This window comes from Rhizobium sp. 007 (assembly GCF_015353075.1).
GTDB lineage: Bacteria > Pseudomonadota > Alphaproteobacteria > Rhizobiales > Rhizobiaceae > Rhizobium.
The window spans coordinates 805,169-823,188 of the sequence record NZ_CP064188.1 but is presented as its reverse complement, the minus strand read 5'-3'; the positions used below and the strand labels follow the sequence as shown (position 1 = coordinate 823,188).

Annotated in this window: 20 protein-coding genes and 1 pseudogene; 8 read left to right on the top strand and 13 right to left on the bottom strand. The window is 59.1% G+C overall.

The genetic code is table 11. The features are described from left to right. Positions 1-9: 9 nt before the first annotated feature. The gene (gene fae, locus ISN39_RS25070; RefSeq protein WP_074072240.1) at positions 10-516 is read left to right on the top strand and encodes a formaldehyde-activating enzyme; all 507 of its coding nucleotides are present in this window, start codon (positions 10-12) and stop codon (positions 514-516) included. Positions 517-694: 178 nt separating this feature from the next. On the opposite strand, the gene ISN39_RS25065 is transcribed toward fae, so the two are convergent. Further along, positions 695-1,396, bottom strand: a complete 702-nt coding sequence (locus ISN39_RS25065; protein ID WP_074072241.1) for a HisA/HisF-related TIM barrel protein — start codon at positions 1,394-1,396, stop codon at positions 695-697. Positions 1,397-1,439: 43 nt separating this feature from the next. Here ISN39_RS25065 and ISN39_RS25060 point away from each other — a divergent pair, with 43 nt between their 5' ends. Further along, positions 1,440-2,486 carry a hydantoinase/oxoprolinase family protein gene (locus ISN39_RS25060; protein ID WP_194730893.1) on the top strand — a complete coding sequence of 349 codons (1,047 nt, stop codon included), beginning with the start codon at positions 1,440-1,442 and terminating at the stop codon, positions 2,484-2,486. A 33-nt stretch (positions 2,487-2,519) separates the two neighbouring features. Here the strand turns inward: ISN39_RS25060 and ISN39_RS25055 are convergent, their stop codons facing one another. From ISN39_RS25055 to ISN39_RS25035, 5 genes are read right to left on the bottom strand one after another with little or no spacing between them, the layout of a single operon-like run. Beyond that, a complete protein-coding gene (locus tag ISN39_RS25055; protein WP_194730892.1) occupies positions 2,520-3,083 on the bottom strand; it encodes a DUF447 domain-containing protein in 564 nt (187 codons plus the stop codon). After that, positions 3,080-4,477, bottom strand: coding sequence for a DUF6513 domain-containing protein (locus tag ISN39_RS25050; RefSeq protein WP_194730891.1), 1,398 nt, complete (start codon positions 4,475-4,477; stop codon positions 3,080-3,082). Before ISN39_RS25050 ends, ISN39_RS25055 begins: the two co-directional genes overlap by 4 nt. Next, positions 4,470-5,021: a flavoprotein gene (locus ISN39_RS25045; protein ID WP_040115778.1), complete on the bottom strand. Its 552-nt coding sequence runs from the start codon at positions 5,019-5,021 to the stop codon at positions 4,470-4,472. Before ISN39_RS25045 ends, ISN39_RS25050 begins: the two co-directional genes overlap by 8 nt. Continuing rightward, positions 5,018-5,656, bottom strand: a complete 639-nt coding sequence (locus ISN39_RS25040; protein ID WP_194730890.1) for a dihydroneopterin aldolase — start codon at positions 5,654-5,656, stop codon at positions 5,018-5,020. Before ISN39_RS25040 ends, ISN39_RS25045 begins: the two co-directional genes overlap by 4 nt. Beyond that, positions 5,653-6,825, bottom strand: coding sequence for a (5-formylfuran-3-yl)methyl phosphate synthase (locus ISN39_RS25035; protein WP_194730889.1), 1,173 nt, complete (start codon positions 6,823-6,825; stop codon positions 5,653-5,655). The genes ISN39_RS25040 and ISN39_RS25035 overlap by 4 nt, the downstream gene beginning before the upstream one ends. A 232-nt stretch (positions 6,826-7,057) precedes the next feature. On the opposite strand from ISN39_RS25035, the gene ISN39_RS25030 reads away from it, so the two are divergent. From ISN39_RS25030 to ISN39_RS25005, 6 genes are read left to right on the top strand one after another with little or no spacing between them, the layout of a single operon-like run. After that, positions 7,058-8,206 (top strand): ABC transporter substrate-binding protein, encoded by a 1,149-nt coding sequence (locus tag ISN39_RS25030; protein ID WP_194731915.1) that lies wholly within the window; start codon positions 7,058-7,060, stop codon positions 8,204-8,206. A gap of 20 nt (positions 8,207-8,226) precedes the next feature. After that, on the top strand, positions 8,227-9,201 hold the full coding sequence (locus ISN39_RS25025; RefSeq protein WP_194730888.1) for a YVTN family beta-propeller repeat protein: 975 nt from the start codon (positions 8,227-8,229) through the stop codon (positions 9,199-9,201). 31 nt (positions 9,202-9,232) lie between these two features. Beyond that, the gene (locus tag ISN39_RS25020; protein ID WP_074072247.1) at positions 9,233-9,694 is read left to right on the top strand and encodes a hypothetical protein; all 462 of its coding nucleotides are present in this window, start codon (positions 9,233-9,235) and stop codon (positions 9,692-9,694) included. A gap of 55 nt (positions 9,695-9,749) precedes the next feature. Continuing rightward, on the top strand, positions 9,750-10,556 hold the full coding sequence (locus tag ISN39_RS25015) for an ABC transporter ATP-binding protein (RefSeq protein ID WP_074072248.1): 807 nt from the start codon (positions 9,750-9,752) through the stop codon (positions 10,554-10,556). Then, complete coding sequence (locus ISN39_RS25010) at positions 10,553-11,422, top strand: ABC transporter permease (protein ID WP_194730887.1); 870 nt, start codon at positions 10,553-10,555, stop codon at positions 11,420-11,422. Before ISN39_RS25015 ends, ISN39_RS25010 begins: the two co-directional genes overlap by 4 nt. Beyond that, positions 11,419-12,042, top strand: a complete 624-nt coding sequence (locus ISN39_RS25005) for a hypothetical protein (protein ID WP_194730886.1) — start codon at positions 11,419-11,421, stop codon at positions 12,040-12,042. Before ISN39_RS25010 ends, ISN39_RS25005 begins: the two co-directional genes overlap by 4 nt. Positions 12,043-12,182: 140 nt before the next feature. Here the strand turns inward: ISN39_RS25005 and ISN39_RS25000 are convergent, their stop codons facing one another. From ISN39_RS25000 to ISN39_RS24970, 7 genes and pseudogenes are all read right to left on the bottom strand, one after another. Further along, the gene (locus ISN39_RS25000) at positions 12,183-12,332 is read right to left on the bottom strand and encodes a hypothetical protein (RefSeq protein ID WP_194730885.1); all 150 of its coding nucleotides are present in this window, start codon (positions 12,330-12,332) and stop codon (positions 12,183-12,185) included. 96 nt (positions 12,333-12,428) lie between these two features. After that, positions 12,429-12,848, bottom strand: a complete 420-nt coding sequence (locus ISN39_RS24995) for an organic hydroperoxide resistance protein (protein ID WP_194730884.1) — start codon at positions 12,846-12,848, stop codon at positions 12,429-12,431. A gap of 290 nt (positions 12,849-13,138) precedes the next feature. Then, positions 13,139-13,810 (bottom strand): HAD family hydrolase, encoded by a 672-nt coding sequence (locus ISN39_RS24990; protein ID WP_246763502.1) that lies wholly within the window; start codon positions 13,808-13,810, stop codon positions 13,139-13,141. A 69-nt stretch (positions 13,811-13,879) separates the two neighbouring features. After that, positions 13,880-14,611, bottom strand: coding sequence for a glycerophosphodiester phosphodiesterase family protein (locus ISN39_RS24985; RefSeq protein ID WP_194730882.1), 732 nt, complete (start codon positions 14,609-14,611; stop codon positions 13,880-13,882). 32 nt (positions 14,612-14,643) lie between these two features. After that, entirely contained in the window at positions 14,644-15,564 is a 921-nt protein-coding gene (locus ISN39_RS24980) for an ABC transporter permease subunit (protein WP_194730881.1), read from the bottom strand. A gap of 2 nt (positions 15,565-15,566) precedes the next feature. After that, entirely contained in the window at positions 15,567-16,559 is a 993-nt protein-coding gene (locus ISN39_RS24975; RefSeq protein WP_074072254.1) for an ABC transporter permease subunit, read from the bottom strand. Next, a pseudogene (locus tag ISN39_RS24970) lies at positions 16,546-17,905 on the bottom strand (extracellular solute-binding protein). The gene ISN39_RS24975 and the pseudogene ISN39_RS24970 overlap by 14 nt, the downstream one beginning before the upstream one ends. Positions 17,906-18,020: the final 115 nt, after the last annotated feature.

Below are 18,020 nucleotides of genomic sequence, written 5' to 3'. Positions count from 1 at the left end.
GAATTGGCCGTGGCAAAGATTAGCAAGGTAATGGTTGGTGAGTCACTCGTTGGCGAGGGAAATGAAGTCGCGCATATCGATCTTCTGATCGGACCGCGTGGAAGCGCAGTGGAAACGGCATTTTGCAATGCGCTCACGAACAACAAGGACGGGTTTACGTCACTTCTGGCGGTCATCGCCCCGAACCTGGCCTGCAAGCCGAATACGATATTGTTTAACAAGGTTACGATTAAGGGTGCCAAGCAAGCCGTGCAGATGTTCGGCCCGGCACAGCATGCGGTGGCAAAGGCAGTCCAAGACAGCGTAGCCGAAGGCATCATTCCCGCCGACGAAGCCGATGACGTCTTCATCTGCGTCGGCGTCTTCATCCACTGGGAAGCAGAAGACGACGCCAAGATCCAAGATTATAACTACAGGGCAACGAAGGAAGCGATTGAGCGCGCAGTCACCGGCAAGCCGACCGCGGCGGAGGCAACTGCTCAGCGGGACACCGTCAAGCATCCTTTCAGCGCCTAGACACGAAACAACCCCGCACAGGGCGAGCCCGCCGTAGAAACAGGCGGCCTGTTGCGCCGGTTGTCGAAGCTTTTAGGCTTCAGCGGTACGCCATCTTCAAGCGCCAATGGTTGAAATGGCAGTGCTTCGGCTAAAGGATTGAGAGAAGAGGCAAAGCGGCCTCTTCTCTTAAATTTCCCTAGCTCCCATAAAAGGCGGAGACGTCGGTTCCGGTTAGTTCGCCGCTATGCAGCGATGTTGCGACCAGTGCACCAGCAATGCCCATGTCGCTCAGCCGTTCCAGGTCGTTGACGTTGCGGATCCCGCCTGCGGCGATGATGTCGCGGTTTCCGGCGATGTCCTTGATTGATCGCAAGCGATCGAAGTCGGGTCCGCAGCGCGCACCCACCTTGTCGAGTGTCATCACGATCACCCGTCTCGGCCACAGGTCAGGCGTTGACATGATGGCGGGCGGCCCGAGGAAGGCATCACCGCGAAAGTCGAGGGAAAGGATCAGTCTCTGATGCGCACCGAACGCGCTGAGAACGTCGGTACCGGCCTGGCTTTCGGAACCCAGGACGGCATAGATCTGCGCGTTGGCAAGCGCCTGCCCGACGTCCGTTGCACTTCGAAACCCTGCATCGAGCCAGACGTCCGGCCTCGGCTGCAAAAGAGATAGAGGCCCGGCGGCAGAACAATGGCTCGAACCGCTCTCGATGGCATCGAGGTCGGCCACATAAAAGATCGAAAACGGATGGATTCGGCGCAAGCCGTCGGCGACACTGCTGATCGCCGGTATCGCGCTGAGCGGCGTCTCGATGGGTCTATAGGTATCGCGCATGCCCATCTGCGCGCGTACCACCTGGCCGTCTTTGACGTCGAGAACGGGAATGATAAGCAATGGTCAAACCTCGGCAGAAACGATCACTCACATGAAAGCCGGAATGGTAGCAGAAGAAAAGCAAACAGTTATCGGCTGGGACATCGGTGGCGCGCATTTGAAGATGGCGCGGACCGAGAATGGCCAAATTACCCATGCCAGGACCGTCAGGGCGCCGATGTGGCTCGGACTCGATCAGGTGCGCGATGCGCTGGATCAGTTCCGCCCGCTTTTTCAAGGCAATCCCATCCATGTCTTCACGATGACGGGAGAGCTGTCGGATGGCTTCCCGTCACGAGACGCCGGCGTTCGCCATATCCTGGATTTCATCAAAGCGGAATTCGGCGGCGACGACCTGCAGGTTTATGGTGGCCGTGCCGGCTTCGTCGATCTTTCAGACGCCTACGATCTCGGCCCCGATATCGCCTCGGCCAATTGGCATGCCACGGCTGCGTTGAGCGCCAGGATCAAGGGAGAAGGTCTCTTCGTCGATATGGGTTCGACGACCACCGACATCCTCGCGTTTCAGAACGGACGGCTCTGCAACAATGGCTATTCCGATGCGGAGCGTCTGTTGACCGGCGAACTCGTCTACACGGGCTTTACGCGCTCGGCGCTGATCGGAATTGCCGAAAGAGTTCCGGTGCGCGGCACGATGACGCCGCTGATGAATGAGTATTTTGCCAATACCGCCGATCTCGGGCGCATTCTCGGAACATTGGACGAGGCCGACGACCAATACCCCGCCGCCGACCGAAGAGCCAAGTCGCGCGATGGATCGATCGGCCGTATCGCTCGCATGGTCGGACGTGACGGCACCGATCTTAGCGAAGGCGAATGGATCGATGTCGCCCGCTGGTTCAGCGAGCACCAATTGCGCATGATCCACGACGGTGCGTTCAGGGTTTCCGGCAATGCCGCACTAAGCCCGGTCGCACCGGTGGTGGGCGCGGGGATCGGTCGCCCGCAGATCATGCAGCTCGCCAAACGCCTGGAGCGGCCCTACGTCGACTTCGGCATGCTCATTCCAGCAGCATCGAACGAAATCCGCGATCAGGCAAGCAAGGCCGCGCCGGCCGCTGCCGTCGCGCTACTGTGGTCGAAATCGTAAAACCCCCTACGGACGAAATGCCGGACGGATCCGTCAGTCTCCGGCCGAATGGGCGTTCACGCGGTCCATCAGCCAATCCCAGGCCTGCCGCTCGTCAGCACCGGCCGTCTTGTCGATGGCAATCGACAGATACGCAATCTCGGAATCGACCTTTTGCTTGGGCAGCATATGCAGTCTGCTCACCAGGATCGCGAGCTCGAGAACGGCTGCCTTGGCCCGGTTCATGCCTGTGAACGGGGCATGCGTGGCCTCAGCTGCGATCCGGCAGAAATAGCGGGGGCGGATCTCGTCCTGCGTGACGGAAACGACCTGCAAAACGGAATGACTGAGCGCTGCCTCCAGACGCGGGACCGGGCAATCTTGCACCGCAACCAGCGGCCATTCCCGCCGTCCGGTGAGACAGCCCGCGAAAATCCGCATGTCGTCCGTATAATTGGCAATGGCAAACGGCACGGCGGTAAGATTTTCGAGGGTTGTGGAGGGTCGGAACGGCGCAATGACCCAGCCGTCATCCTCAGCGATGATACCGAGGGGCGCGATATGCACCCGGCCCTTGGCATTCACCGTCGTTACGATCGTTTCGCGAATGAAGCTCATGGGCCGTCCTTCTTTGCGCGCAGCGTATGCCCGGCCCCGGCAAGCCGTGTGCGGTCCTCGCCTGCGCCCGGGCTCGCCACGCCCCAGGTAAGCGGCTCGTCCTGCGAATAGCGTTTGCCGAGCTTCCAGGCGATTTCCGCCTTCATCAATTCCGCTCCCAGATAAAAGGCATGCGGGCCATCCTGTTCGACATTGAGCACAGGAAAGAGGTCGAAGGCGTTGTCGCTCTTCCAGTGGCCGGCTTTGCTGAAGACATGGATGCCGTCAGGAGCGGTCATGATGCGGAAATTGGCGTCGCGCACGTCTTGCGCAAGCGCCTCGATATCGGCAATGGAGCTCGCAAAGGGCGCACGGTCGTGTATTTGCAGGAGGGCTGCGTCATAGCCGCGGGGCAGCGCATGATCGTGCTTGGCGGCATACATGATGCGTCGCGCCCGGTCATGTTCCTCCACCGTGCGCACGGTATGCGGACTGACGTTGACGACCAGCACGTTGGCGATGGAAAGCTCCGAGCAAAGGCCCGCGAGGATGGCTGTTATTCCCGACGTGTCGGCGTCGGTCAGTTCGGTCAGGTTGCCGGTGCCCATCATCATCTCGACGTCCGGCCAGCGGCGGCGAGCCTCGATGAAGCGTCCAAGCGAGGCGGCGAAGCCGAAATGGATTGGGTCGAGGACCGGATCGGCGATGAAGGATATCCCGGCGTTCTGCGCCGCCTCGATGGCACGGCCGAGAGAGAAGAGGTCGCCCGGCACGGCTGGAATGAGAACCGGTTTGACCTTGTGGCGCGCGGCAATTCCGATTGTCTTTTCGTTGAGGCTCAGAAGATAATCGGCGCCGGAGCGGGCGGCGAGTTCCAGTTCATCGGCGTTTGCTGAGTCCACGCTGACGCAGAGCCCCTCGGCCTTGATCCGCCCGATGGCTTCTTCCAGATGGGCAAAGGGCGTATCTGGAAGGCACCCCAGGTCGATCACATCGGCGCCGCCGTTTGCGAGCGCTCGCGCTCTCTTTAGCAGCGCCTCCAACGACAGGGTCGATGCGTCGACGATTTCGGCGAAGATGCGCATCTCGTGGCGCGACAGATCCGGCGGCTTTCCCGCCCGGCCAAGGTAGACGGGCAGATCCGCCACCTCGTCAGGTCCGCGCACGAAAGGGATGCCGAATTCGTCGCTTAACCGTTCCAGATGGCCTCTGAACCGACCGGGCAAGACAACTCGGTCCGCCTTCAACGGCCGAGGCAAGCGACGGCTGACGATTTCTTCCGTCATCAGGGCGGCAACCTTCACACCGATGTCGATGATTTCGTAGGTGAAGGGGGTTGTTCCCAGTCCGGTGAGAATGTTTTCAAGCCTGGCCTTTGCCAGGTGCCCGGTCAGGAAGACGAGATGCTCAGCCACGACCGTCGATCTCTCCTTTCCGCCGCGCCACCGCCAGCTCCAGATCAGCAAAGGATTCCACGACCTGCGTGCGTTCAAAGGTCTTAAGACGGGCCGTGTTCTCAAGATCGATCGGCCGCGGATAGACCTTCACCATTCCGTGGGGGGCCATTGTCTCCAGCTCGGGCGCGGTGTCGCAAGCAAAGACGATTGATGGAAGGCGGCATTTGCCGGCTTGTGCGTAGACATTCGTGGCGATCGTGTCGGAGATTCCCGCCACGCATTTGGCAACGGTATTGGACGTGGCAGGCGCAATCACGACGCTATGATAGACGCCGTGATAGAATTCGCCGACAGGGACTGCGCTTGCCGTCTTGTCGTGAAGCACGCGTGTCGTGTCCGAAAAATCGAGCTTCAGCCCATACATCCTGAGAACTTCGTCTGCGGCCTTCGTCACGAAGACGTCGCAATGGTCGAGTGAGCGGATTAATTCGAAGCATTCGACGAAGAAATGGCCTGACCCGGTCAGCACCCAGGCCCATCGCGGCGTTCGAAGCCGCGTCATCGGCACGTCTCTGTGCGGGCTTCATCGGGCAATCCCACGCGGCGCCCGGGTATGCGGGTCATGGGCAGCGCGAGCAGCTGCGAACGCAGCGACGATGGTCCGGCAACGTACAAGACTGTCTCCTTCCCGAGCAATTGCGGCAGCATGGCATCGACGACGCCATTGTCAACGAGCGCTTCCAGATCGTTCGGAAGGGATTCCGGATCGACCTGCTTGCACAACAGCAAGTGGCCGCTTCCGATCTGCCTGCACAGCCAGGCCGCAAGAGCATCCGACGTCACATCCCACGACTGTGCGATGTCGGCGTTGCGGGTCATCTGGGACGGCAGCCATACCGGTATCCCGTCTTCCGCAAGAATTGCGTCGAGCTCGCGCAGCGACCGGGCCGGTTGAAAACGCGGATGCCGCTCGGCGATCACGATGCCGAACTGATCCATCGCGAGAATGGCCATCTCATGTGCCGCGGCATTTGAGAAGTGCATGTTATTTTGCGAAACGCGCACCTGGTCGGCAAACGGTCCGCCGCCGGGAACGATCACCAATGGCAAGCGCGCCGATGTCAGCACCGCAATCCATTGGTCCATCTCGATACGGCCGGCCGTGCTTCCTCCAAGCTTGACGACCAGCGGCTTCATACCACTTTCCTTCCTCCATCGGCCTTTGCCGCTACGACGCGAAGCGGCTTTGACAATCGGGCGCTTTCCCTCTTGCGCTCGATCTGCACGCCGACGCCGCCCGGACCCAGTTCCAGTTTTTCTACTCGCACGACGACACGAGCCACACGCGGGTTCTCAAGGATGAACGCTGCAGCCTGCTCGGCAAGCGTTTCAACCAGATCGACATGACCACGGCTGACGATCGCGCGGATGCCGTCCATGATGAGGTCATAAGAAACGATATGATGCATGTCCTTCGGATCGCGGGTGAGACGAAGGACATCCGCCGTCACATCGAACCGGACCTTCTGCTTTTTGCCATGTTCAAAGCTGTAAGCGCCGATGTCGACCGGCAGGACGAAATCCCGCACGAAAATCTGGTCGGTGCCGAGATTGTCCTCAGCCGGATCGGGGAAATATCCCCGTGCCGCCAGGAGTTCGAGGTCAACGCTCGGCGTTTTTTCAGCCGGCCGCTCCCCGGGTATTAGAGCACGGATCTTTGCCGTGGCTTCAGCGTCCAGATCGGCGTTCCTGGACAGGCCCTCGCACAGCGATCCCCGGAAGCCCAAAAAATCCGGCTTGCCCGGCAGCAAGCGTGGGATGTCGGGTGCTTCCAGTGAGCCGGCAAGGCCCGTCATCAATCCGTGCCGTTGCCCCTGCGCCACAAAATCCGAAATACGATCTGGAGGAATGTGATCCAGCAACCTTCCCTTCGATTTGTCATCCGTATCCAGCATGACGCCGTAAAAGCCTGCTTTTGCAAACGATGTCATGACGTTCTCCTCGTATCGATGGTCGGCAAAAACAACGGCGATCAACCTCTTGCGGCCGGCAATATCGGCCAAGGCTTGCGCATCCGCCCCGATGGGGGACGACGGCAGAAACCCGATCTTGATGAAATCAACACCGGTCGCGGCCACCTCCTCGACCCTTGCCCTGAGGGCCTGCAGATCGCCGCCAAGTTCGCCGCAGGCGGCACTGACGGGCCGTCTGCCGGACACGAAATCGACAACGTCGATGATTTGCGGGATGTCTGCCGCCCCGAGCGCGCCGCGCAAAGGGTCCTTGAGATCGATAATGTCCGCACCTGCCTGCAGAACGATCTCCGCCTCCTTGCGATTTTGAACACTGGCCAACATCAATGTCATGGCATGTCTCCGCAGGCGCCGCATTTTTCCCAACCGTGGCGGGAAAAGTTGAGTGCAAGTATTGAGTTTATCGGGGATTGGACTACAAACATAGTGGGCACCTTATCGAGACAGCGCGTCCGCCTTCGTTGAAGCCGGCGCGGAGCGTGGTATGACCATGAAGAGTATGGTGCCGAATACTCTTATCTTTTTATTCGCTTGTTTTTCGCTGCTCGTCAATGCGCCGCATCTGATGGCGCAGCAAAATCCCGCCGCCGAGCCTGCAACGGAAATCCGCATAGGATATCTGCGCGCCTATGAGCCGCAACTTGCGCTGTCGGTCCTGGATGTTCCCCCGCGCGATGAAGGCGTTGCCGGTGCCAACATCGCCATCAACGACAACAACACGACCGGCAGATTTCTCGGCCAGTCGTACAGCCTGGACGTGGTGGAGACGAAACGGGAGGCGGATGTCGTCCCGGTTTTCAGGCAGATGCTGGCGCGCGGCGAGAAATATGTGCTGACCGACATATCGGCCAAGCAGTTGCTCTCCATTGCCGATCTCGCCAAGGAGAACGGTGTGCTTCTCTTCAATGTCGGCTCGACGGATGACATTTTGCGCGAGCACGAATGCCGCTCCAACGTCTTCCACACCGCTCCGACGCGCACCATGCTTGCCGATGGCCTGGCGCAATATCTGATCTGGAAGCAGTGGCGCAATTGGGTGCTGCTTTACGGTTCCCACGAACCGGACCAGCTTTTTGCGGATGCGATCCGGCGCTCTGCCAAGCGTTTCGGCGCGACGATCGTCGAGGAGCGGCTCTACAAGGATACAGGCACGGCCCGCAGAACCGACAGCGGCGTCGTTCAGGTGCAGCGACAGATGCCGGTCTTCACCCAGGGACTGCCCGACCATGATGTCGTCATCGTTGCGGACGAGAGCGAGGTCTTTGGAAGCTATGTTCCTTTCCGGACCTGGGACCCGCGGCCCGTCGCCGGCACGGCGGGCCTCATTGCCTCGTCCTGGCATCCGGCCAGCGAACAATGGGGCGGCTCTCAGATCCAGAACCGCTTCGTGAAGGCGACCGGACGGCGCATGCTCGGCAAGGACATGCAGGCATGGACGGCAGCCCGCATCCTCGGCGAGGCCGCAACGCGGACCAACGGCAACGATCCTGCTCAGATCGAAGCCTTCATAAAAGACGAAAATTTCTCACTGGCGGCCTTCAAGGGACAGAAGGTGAGCTTCCGTCGCTGGAACTGGCAGCTCCGCCAGCCAATTCTGCTCGGCGATGGGCGCGGTGTGATCTCCACCTCGCCCCAGGAGGGTTTTCTTCACCAGTTTTCCGAACTCGACACATTGGGGATCGATCAACCGGAGACAGCCTGCAAATTGAACTGAATACGCAATGGGAGGAGAGAATGCGCAGACATGTTTATCTGCTTGCGGGAATGATCGCCGCCGTCTTGTATGCGGGACCGTCTCTGGCCAACACCGTCTATGTTTCGAACGAGAAGGACAACACCGTCACCGTCGTCGACTCCAAGAGGATGGAAGTCACCCAGACAATCAATGTTGGACAAAGGCCGCGCGGCATTACGATTTCCCATGACGGAAAGCACCTTTATGTCTGCGCAAGCGACGACGACACCGTCGAGATCATCGATACGGCAACGCATCAGATCATCGGGACACTGCCTTCCGGTCCGGATCCGGAGCTCTTCGTGCTCTCGCCTGACGGCAAGACGCTCTACGTCGCAAATGAGGACGACAATCTGGTCACCGTCATCGACGTCGACAAGAAAACCGTGATCACCGAAATACCGGTCGGCGTGGAGCCAGAAGGCATGGGCGTCAGCCCCGACGGAAAGACGATGGTGAACACCTCCGAAACGACGAACATGGCGCATTTTATCGATACCTCGACCCATGAGATCGTCGCCAACGTGCTCGTTGACTCGCGGCCGCGCTTTGCCGAATTCAAGCCGGACGGTTCACAGGTCTGGGTCTCTTCGGAGATCGGCGGAACCGTCTCCGTCATAGACAATGCCTCCAGACAAATCGTCAAAAAGATCACGTTTGAGATCCAGGGCTTGCGCTCGGAGGCGATTCAGCCCGTTGGCGTGCGGATTTCGGCCGACGGCAAGAAAGCCTATGTCGCCCTCGGCCCGGCCAACCGCGTGGCGGTCGTAGACACGCAAACCTATGAGGTCGAGAAATATATCCTTGTCGGTCAGCGTGTCTGGCAGTTGGCTTTCACGCCCGACGGCCAGCACCTGATCAGCACGAACGGTCTTTCCAACGATATCACCTTCATCGACACGGCGAGCGACGAGCCGGTCAAATCCGTCACCGTCGGAGCCATGCCGTGGGGAGTGACCGTAGCACCCAACTGATAGGCGTTCCGATTTCCAAAAGGAGGACAACATGAAACTCGCAGTCATTGCTTTTGCAAGTCTTATTGGCGCTCTTTCTACGCAACAACCGGCCCTTGCCCAGTCCGGTGATGACGACGACGGCGATCCCGCGCCCAAGGTTACGCGCGCAAGCCAAAACGTGCCGGAATTGATCCTCGGATCGAAGGACAACAGCTACGCAGTGAACCGGAAGGACTTCGAACTCGTTTCAGGACAGGGCTACCGGTGGAAGATCACGTCGGCGGCCGGCCTTGAATACAAGTTCGTGACCGATCTGTTTCGCAACGTGTGGATGAACCAGATCGTCATCAACGATCTCGAGGTTCACATGAATGGAGCCCCGGCATGGCTCGAATTCGATTCAGAAGGAACGATCAACGTGCAGTTTTCGACAGTGCGGCCGGGAGAATACACATGGTCGGTTCCCGACCTTGCCGACAAGGGCATGACAGGCAAGATCATCATCAAGTAGGCATCCCGGGCGTCTTGCTCGCCTGCGGCAACGCCGCTTGTGAAAGGCATATCCAATGAAGCTTGAATCCCGCTTGGACGAGACATCCAATAGGCAAGAGAGTGCGGCGGTCGCTGCACTCGAACTTACCTCCGTCAGTTATAGCTATGGGCAGCGAAAGGCGCTCGACAATGTGTCGTTTTCCATAGAGCCCTCGCGCTTCACCGTTCTTCTGGGGCTTAACGGTGCCGGCAAGACGACGCTCTTTTCACTCGTCAGCCATCTTTTTTCGCCGCCGGCGGGCCGCATTCGCGTTTTCGGCCAGGACATAGATCGCAATCCCGGCGCCGCACTCAGACATCTCGGCATCGTGTTTCAGGCCCGTACCCTCGATCTCGATTTGAGTGTCCGACAAAATCTCCTCTATCACGCCTCCCTGCACGGCATCGGATCGCGTGTGGCGCGGCAACGGATCGACGAGCTTCTTCGGTCCATCGACATGAGCGACCGCATCGAGGAAAAGGTCCGCGGTCTGTCCGGCGGACAGATCAGGCGTGTCGAGATCGTTCGGGCCCTACTGCACCGGCCTTCCCTGCTGCTGCTCGACGAGGCGACGGTCGGGCTCGATATCAAGTCGCGTGCGACCATTGTGAAGGATATTCGTGCTCTCGTGGAACACGCCGGCATCAGCGTGCTGTGGGCAACCCACCTGATCGACGAGGTTGGCCAGGCGGATCAGATCCTGGTCCTGGACCAGGGAAAGCTCGTCGCCGATGGCCAGGTTTCGACCATTCTTTCCCACACCGGCACGGAGACCATCAATCAGGCATTCTCGAAGCTTACCGGTATCACAGACATGAATATCCGGGGAGGAAAGCCATGACCGGCGCGACCGGAACGTTGGGCGGTGCGACCGCCGAGAAATGGAAAGGCTTCACGGCGATCCAGTACCTCGTCTGCCTGAGGGGTATTCTGTTGCGCGAATGGCTGCGCTACCTCTCGCAGAAGGAACGCTTCATCTCCTCGTTGGTGCGGCCCCTGCTCTGGCTCTTCATATTCGCAGCCGGTTTCCGGCAGGTGCTGGGCGTTTCGATCATACCGCCGTATGAGACCTATGTTCTCTACGAGGTCTACATCACGCCTGGATTGTGCGGGATGATCCTCCTCTTCAGCGGCATGCAGTCCTCCCTGTCGATGGTCTATGACCGGGAGATGGGCAATATGCGTATCCTGCTCGTCAGTCCATTTCCGCGCTGGTATCTTCTCGTATCCAAGCTTTTGGCCGGCGTTGCCGTTTCCCTTCTCCAGGTCTATGCATTCCTGGCGATTGCCTGGTTTTGGGATGTCAAGGCGCCAATCGCCGGCTATTTCATGATCCTGCCTGCCCTGTTTTTCTCAGGGCTGATGCTTGGAGCGTTAGGGATGCTCTTGTCATCGCTTGTCAAGCAATTGGAGAATTTTGCAGGGATCATGAATTTCGTGATCTTTCCCATGTATTTCGCCTCCTCGGCGCTTTACCCGCTCTGGCGGGTTCAAGAAGCAAGCCCCCTGCTCTACAAGATATGCCTCCTCAACCCGTTCACCTATGCGGTCGAACTCATCCGCTTCGCCTTTTACGCGCGTATCGAATGGACATCGCTTGCCGTCGTTGTGGCCGTCACGCTTGCCCTGTTGGGGGGAGCCATCCTGGCCTATAATCCCGCACGTGGCCTGACCATCCGCAAGCAGGAGATGGGAGCAAGCCAGTGAGCCGACGCTTTTTCGTTTTCGTAATCCTTGCCGCGCTGTCTGCGGCACCGGCGGCACACCCCGCAACAAACACCGATCCCGACTGGCCTTGCGTTCAACGCAAGGTGCCTGAACTTTCGATCGGCCAGGTGTGGAACGCCGGCGAGCTTCCCGAAACGGCCAAGCAATGGGACAAGGACCCTCGATTGTCCGACCTCGCCGCCGAACTCGTCAAGCGCAGCAATCCGATCGATGATGCCCGCAAGCAAATTTCGGATTACATCGCATCGCTGCCCAAGGATCAGGCCCATGAAAAACTGGAGCAGCTTTTCATGGGCGTGTTCGACAAGATCAACATAGAACGCGGCCTGATCATCTCCGGCATTTCGCGCTATGCCGAAAGTCAAAGGCAGCTTGCCGCCGATCTCAGAAAAAAGGCCGCAGAGGTCGACAAGATGCGCACGGCATCTGATGCCGACCAGACCGAGCTTGCCAGGCAGACGGCGCAACTGACATGGGAGACGCGCATCTTCGAAGAGCGTGTCCAGTCGCTTTCTTATGTCTGCGAGGTTCCGACAATGATCGAGCAGCGCCTTTACAGCCTCTCGAAAATCATCAGCGAGATGATGCAAAGGAACTGATCTTGCCGCCGGCAGCGCCAGATTGGCTGCGAATGGCCCAGCTCTCGCGCCGTCGCGATCGAGCCGCCGGCGCGACCTCGACGCGTCGACGTTCGTTCGCGTATCCGGATGCTCAACGCTGCGGGGCAAGCGGTTTCTAGCTAGCGCGACCGCCGGGGCGCTTCGGCGGCGAGCGCAGATGCCGCCGTGCGCAGGCCACCCAGCGGCGAGGGTTCCTGCGAGGCGAAATCGTAGAGCCAGGGCGTTGCGAAGATTGCCCCGCTCAGAATAGAGATGATCAGCAGTCTCATTCGTCCTCCGCAGACATGGGGGACCCATGTCTTCTTCCGTTCGCGTTGCGCCTTATGCGGCCGCCGCAGACCCTTGGGCTGCGGCGGCCGCTTGCATTACTCGACGATCTGCAGTTCCACATGGATGTTGTCGCGCGTCGCCTTGGAATACGGGCATGTCTGATGCGCTTCCTCGACGAGGGCCGTTGCCAATGCCGGCTCGATACCCGGCAGGCGAACGTTAAGGCGGGCCTGCAGAAAATAGGCGCCGTCGCTGATTCCAAGATCGACCTCGGCATCAACGGAAAGATCCTGAGGCAGCTTCACCTTTCGCTTGCCCGCGGCAATGCCGATTGCGCCGATGAAGCAGGCCGACCATCCGGCGGCAAAGAGCTGCTCGGGATTGGTGCCGTCCCGATTGCTGCCGGGAGGCGAGAGCTTTATGTCCAACTGACCATCGTCACTGCGAGACGCCCCCTCGCGGCCGCCGGTGGTCCGGGTCTTGCCAGTATAAAGAACCTTATCGATCTTCGTCATCTCCAAACACTCCTTTGCTTCGTCGCTGGCGACGTCGTTTTGGGAAGTGTCATTTGCCCGATTGACGTATCGGTCATGTTTTCAAAACGATCCGAAGTGTAACGAAACGTCGCGACTCCCTGGTCAGACATCTTGTTGTACAGTTAAGGTAGGCTGAGGCTCGGGCGCGTTAGAACGTTTGCTTCCAGTTCCACGAACCGGCGCGAGCAGAGCCCCATAAAACCGCCGTCAGAGGGATGGCGGAGTTTCAAGAGATAAGTCGGCCCGCGCATCTCGGGAAGGATGGAGACCTAGGCCTTGATCGAATGGCTCGCTGCCAACAGCATTGACGTTAATTCCCCGGCTCCGGTTGCCACGCCAAAGGCGCCCGAAGAGGCAAGCAATGCCTTCCTTGCCGGCCTCGGGTCGGCAGGATCAACGAAGCCTATGGCGATCATGCCGGCGGAGACGGCTGCCGCAACGCCGTGCGGGCTGTCGTCGACCATGACACAGCGTGCCGGTCTTGCCGCGAATTTCTCGGCGCAATGCAATAAAAGGTCCGGCGCAGGCTTTGGCCGCGCCACAGCCTCGGCGCTGAAGACCCCCGGGTGGAAGCACTGCCAGAGATCGAGCCTGCCGAGGCTCGCGCGAAGCCGGTGCATTGTACTGTTCGACGCAACACATTTCGGCCGGGATAGGCTGGCGACGATGTCGCCGATGCCAGCCATTGGCGTCAAGGACCGTGCGAATTCGGCGTAAAGCCGCCGATGCCAGGCTTGGAAGACGTTTGCAATGTCACCCAAGCCGTAGTCGCGGGCGCACATGTCGCGGATCACCGTTTCGGAATTGCCCGTGAATTTTTCGTGGGCTTCGGAAGGGGTGATTGCCACACCCGCCTCCTGCAGGGCTTCCGCAAGTGTGCGGCTTGCGATCGGCTCACTGTCGATGAGCACGCCGTCGCAGTCGAAAATGACCAGGTCAATGTTCTGAAGGGGATCGAGGTTGGAGTGATTGGAGGAGCGCGTTTGGTCTGTCGCAGATAAGGACACGGTTTACGAACCCCGTATGCTAAGGGCAAGATCCGGCCTGTCGGTGGTGATCTGCCGGACGGGTTTGGCCAACCAATAGGCAAGGTCGGCACTGTGATTTGGCACCCATGCGCCGAGCCGGTCAAAGGGAATGAAGGACGTGATTTCGTCCCAATGCGTCGCAAGCAGAGACTTTTCGACGGCAATGATGTCGGCGAGCTCCTCCATTTTCTCAAGGCCGGATCTGAGCCCAAGTCGCTCGGCGGCTGCGCGGTCAAATGACGACAGCGTCCGGATATGCGGCGCAACCTCACGGACAGTTTGAAGAACGCTGGCGTGAAAGCTCGTCAGGAAAGAACGGTCGGCAAGCTTGAGGCCATCGACGAGGTTTGCAGCCCTCCTCTCAAGGCCCGGATAGGCATCCCCCTTCGCATCCGCCTTCAGCTCGATATGCAGCTCAAGGGCGCTGTCCTTGAATATCTCGAGAACCTCTTCAAGCGTCGGTATCGCCTCTCCGTCGCTGTCTTTCAGCGTGACGCTTCGGTGCTCGCCTGGAGCAAGGTCGAAGACCGGTCCGGAGTAATCGGTCGTGCGATCAAGCGTTGCGTCGTGAATGACGAGCAGTTCGCCTGAACGGGTCAAATGCACGTCGAATTCGACGCCTTCGACTGGCATTTCAGCCAGTTTGCGGAAGCCAGAAAGGCTGTTTTCGGGCCAAAGATTGCGGCCACCGCGATGGCCGATGATGTAAACCATTTCGAAATTGTCCTTATTGTCTGGGCAAAGGCTTACTTGCCGGAATCTACCAGCCCCTTGGTGAACCAGCGTTGCATGAGGAGAATGATGACTGCCGGAGGCAACATGACGAAGAGAGCGGCGCTCATGGCAATGTTCCACGCAGGCACGGAATCCGAGACCGGAACCAGCTCCTTAAGACCCAGAATTGCGGTAGCCATCGTCTTGTCGGTGGTAAAGAGCAGCGGCCAGAGATACTGGTTCCAGCCATAGAGAAAGAGGATGATTGCAAGTGCCGCGATATTGGCGGTGGAAAGCGGCAGCAGCACATCCTTGAAGAATTTAAGGGGGCCGGCGCCATCGAGTTTCGCCGCCTCGCATAGCTCCTCAGGCACGGTCAGGAAGAACTGGCGGAAGAGAAATGTCGCCGACGCGGAGGCAATCAGCGGCAGGATCAGACCGCCATAGGTGTTCACCATGTTCCACTTCAGGGATGTTTCTATGCTGTAGCCCGTCAAGTTTTCCACAACGCCGGCAAATCCGGTGATGCCGGAAAGCCAGCGGATCGGGCCTGCAGCGTCGGCCACGGCCTCGTAAGTGGGGATAATGCGGACTTCCACGGGCAGCATCAAGGAAACGAAAATCAGCCAGAATGCGGTCATGCGGAACGGGAAGCGAAAATAGGTTACGGCAAAAGCCGCAATGAGCGAAATGGCGAGCTTGCCGATGACGATCCCACCCGTCACGATGATCGAGTTGAGGAAAAGCTGCGCGAAATCGCCTTGCCTCCAGGCGATTGCGACATTCTCGATAAAATGCGAGCCGGGCACGAGCGGGAAAGGAGCCTGCTGCACCTCTTCCAGCGTGAGCGAACCTGCCACGAAGGCAAAGTAAAGCGGCAAGCATACGAAAGCTGCGCCAACCAGCAGAACGGCGTGACAGAAGATCGAAAGGCCGAGATTGCGTTCACCCATGGCTACACCTGATAATTGACCTTGCGCTCAAGCGCACGGAACTGGAGGACGGTGAAAAGGACCGCGACGATCATCAAGATCACCGACTGGGCAGCTGACGACCCCAGATCGAGCTGCACGAAGCCGTCCTGATAGACCTTGTAGACTAGGCTGTTTGTGGCGCCTGCAGGCCCGCCACGTGTGACGGCATCGATGATGCCGAACGTTTCGAAGAGGCCGTAGACGAAGTTCATGACGACGAGGAAGAACACCGTCGGTGAGACGAGCGGCAGGGAAATCGTGAAGAACCGCCGAACGGGGCCCGCCCCATCAAGCTTGGCAGCTTCCAGCAGCGAGGCCGGAACCGCAAGCAATGCGGCAACCAGGAAGATGTAGTCATAGCAGACGTTCTTCCAGATGGAGGCAATCGTCACCAGAAGCTGTGCATCGAATGGCCGTCTGTTCGGATCCCAGGCGATGCCCAGCGAATGCAGGAACTGCGCGATCGGACCGACGGCCGGATTGAACAGAAAGGCCCAAAGCACGCCTGATATGACAGGCGCAATCGCATAGGGCATCAGGATGATGCTCTTGTAGATGCCGCGGCCGCGGATGACGAAATCCGTGGCGAATGCAAAGAGCCCCGCAAGGCCAAGCGTTGCAATGTTCTGGAGCAGCGTGAACCAGAGCGTAAAGAGGGCGCTGCTTCTATATTCAGGGCTTGCCAGCAGCGTCTGAAAATTCTTCAGGCCGACGAAGATCTGCAGGCCACCGAATGGGTCGACCTGTACGAAGGCGAGCGACAGTGCCTTGTAGGAAGGGATGAAGAAAAAAAACAGCAGGATTAGCAACTGAGGCGCAACGAGCAGGGCAGCGAGCCACGGCTTGTTGAAATGCGCAGCCTTGAGACCCGCCTGGGGGGAGCGCGCTGTTGCCAGGCCGGACAATGGCCTTCCCAGGATGCGGAGGCGCCGTGGAGCGCCTCCGATGACCTGCACTGGGCTATTTCCCTGCATGGAGCTGCTCATATTGGCGAAGGATCTGGTTTCCGCGGGCAGCCGCTGAATCAAGCGCCTCTTGGGGGGTCTTCTGACTGGTCCAGACCCCTTGGATCTCTTCGACAAGAAGCGCCATCGACTGATTGTGGTTGCCGAAACGGAAGCCGCGGGAATTATCGTCCGGCGTACCGCGGGAAAGCTGCAGAATGGCGATCTCACGCGTCGGATGCTCCTTGTAGTAGCCTTCCGCCTTGGCCTGCTCGTAGGCTGCGTTGGTGACCGGCACATATCCCGTCTGCTTGCTCCACCAGACCTGTGTCTTCGGCGAAGCGACGAAATTCAAAAAGGCGGCCGCGCCCTTGTATTCGTCCTCGGATTTCCCCTTGAGCAACCCAGAGCGCACCGCCGCCGATCGTGCTGTTCTTCGGTTCGATGCCCTCCTCGTGCGGCAGGAAGGTCGCGCTCCATTTAAACTTTGCGCCCGCCTCCACAGCAGCATGGGCAGCCGTCGAGGCGACATAGGTCGAGCAGGTGCCCGAGATGAAGAGCTGATCGGGAGAAAGCCCCTGGCCGGCGATCTGCAAGACGCCGTCATCCATCCACTTTTTCAAGCGCTCCACCTGACCGACGATCAGCGGGCTCTTGTTGAAGACGAATTCGGTATCCAGCCCGCCAAAACCATTGGCTTTGGTGCCATAAGGCTGGTCCTGTATGGCCGCATAATTTTCGATCAGGCTCCAGTAGAAGTCGTTGGCGAGCGCCATCTGGCATTTCGAGATGCCTTTTTCCTTGATCGCATAAAGCTGCTTTTCGACTTCCTGCCAGGTTTCACCAGGCTTTTCGAAGCCGGCCGCCTTGAACTGTTCGGCATTGTACCAGAAGATTGGAGTCGAGCTGTTGAACGGCATCGCGGCGGGCTTGCCGTCGATGAGATAAAAGCCCGCAACGGGTGCAACAAAATCGTTCCAGTTGATTTTGTAGCCTTCCCGCTCCATGAGTTCAGGAACCGGAATGATCGCACCGGACCGGTGCATGGTCAGGAAGCCGCGTTCGGCAGCCTGAATCAAAACAGGCTGTTGGCCAACGCGATAGGCCGCAACCATTGCAGCCATCGTTTCCTCATAATTGCCCTTGCTGATACCGACGATCTCATACTTGTCCTGAGATGCGTTGAAATCGGAAATCAGCTGCTTGGTGATCTCGGCAAGCCGGCCGCTGGCGGCATTCCACCATTCGACCTTGACCCGGTCTTCGGCGAGCGCATTCCCTGCGATGTGTAAGCTTAAGACGAGTGCGGCGGCGCCAGCCGCAACGCTCTTGAAGACCCGCCCGAACGGGCCGTTTTCTGAAGCCTTGTCTATCATCTCGTTTTCCTCTCCATCGCCTGCTGTTTGTGCGTCGGCTTTGCCGGCTGCGGCTGACCCCTCCCAAGGTGGCGATGAAAACAGGTTAGGGGTGACTTGTTACAAATGTCAATAG

Excerpts from the sequence above, each read along its gene's own strand:
- ISN39_RS25015 (WP_074072248.1), top strand. The coding sequence starts at position 9,750 with ATGAAGCTTGAATCCCGCTTGGACGAGACATCCAATAGGCAAGAGAGT.
- ISN39_RS25000 (WP_194730885.1), bottom strand. The coding sequence starts at position 12,332 with ATGAGACTGCTGATCATCTCTATTCTGAGCGGGGCAATCTTCGCAACG.
- ISN39_RS24985 (WP_194730882.1), bottom strand. The coding sequence starts at position 14,611 with ATGGTTTACATCATCGGCCATCGCGGTGGCCGCAATCTTTGGCCCGAA.
- ISN39_RS24980 (WP_194730881.1), bottom strand. The coding sequence starts at position 15,564 with ATGGGTGAACGCAATCTCGGCCTTTCGATCTTCTGTCACGCCGTTCTG.
- ISN39_RS25055 (WP_194730892.1), bottom strand. The coding sequence starts at position 3,083 with ATGAGCTTCATTCGCGAAACGATCGTAACGACGGTGAATGCCAAGGGC.
- ISN39_RS25060 (WP_194730893.1), top strand. The coding sequence starts at position 1,440 with ATGGTAGCAGAAGAAAAGCAAACAGTTATCGGCTGGGACATCGGTGGC.
- ISN39_RS25025 (WP_194730888.1), top strand. The coding sequence starts at position 8,227 with ATGCGCAGACATGTTTATCTGCTTGCGGGAATGATCGCCGCCGTCTTG.
- ISN39_RS25045 (WP_040115778.1), bottom strand. The coding sequence starts at position 5,021 with ATGACGCGGCTTCGAACGCCGCGATGGGCCTGGGTGCTGACCGGGTCA.
- ISN39_RS25010 (WP_194730887.1), top strand. The coding sequence starts at position 10,553 with ATGACCGGCGCGACCGGAACGTTGGGCGGTGCGACCGCCGAGAAATGG.
- ISN39_RS25020 (WP_074072247.1), top strand. The coding sequence starts at position 9,233 with ATGAAACTCGCAGTCATTGCTTTTGCAAGTCTTATTGGCGCTCTTTCT.
- ISN39_RS24975 (WP_074072254.1), bottom strand. The coding sequence starts at position 16,559 with ATGCAGGGAAATAGCCCAGTGCAGGTCATCGGAGGCGCTCCACGGCGC.
- ISN39_RS25030 (WP_194731915.1), top strand. The coding sequence starts at position 7,058 with ATGGCGCAGCAAAATCCCGCCGCCGAGCCTGCAACGGAAATCCGCATA.
- ISN39_RS25040 (WP_194730890.1), bottom strand. The coding sequence starts at position 5,656 with ATGAAGCCGCTGGTCGTCAAGCTTGGAGGAAGCACGGCCGGCCGTATC.
- ISN39_RS25035 (WP_194730889.1), bottom strand. The coding sequence starts at position 6,825 with ATGACATTGATGTTGGCCAGTGTTCAAAATCGCAAGGAGGCGGAGATC.
- ISN39_RS24995 (WP_194730884.1), bottom strand. The coding sequence starts at position 12,848 with ATGACGAAGATCGATAAGGTTCTTTATACTGGCAAGACCCGGACCACC.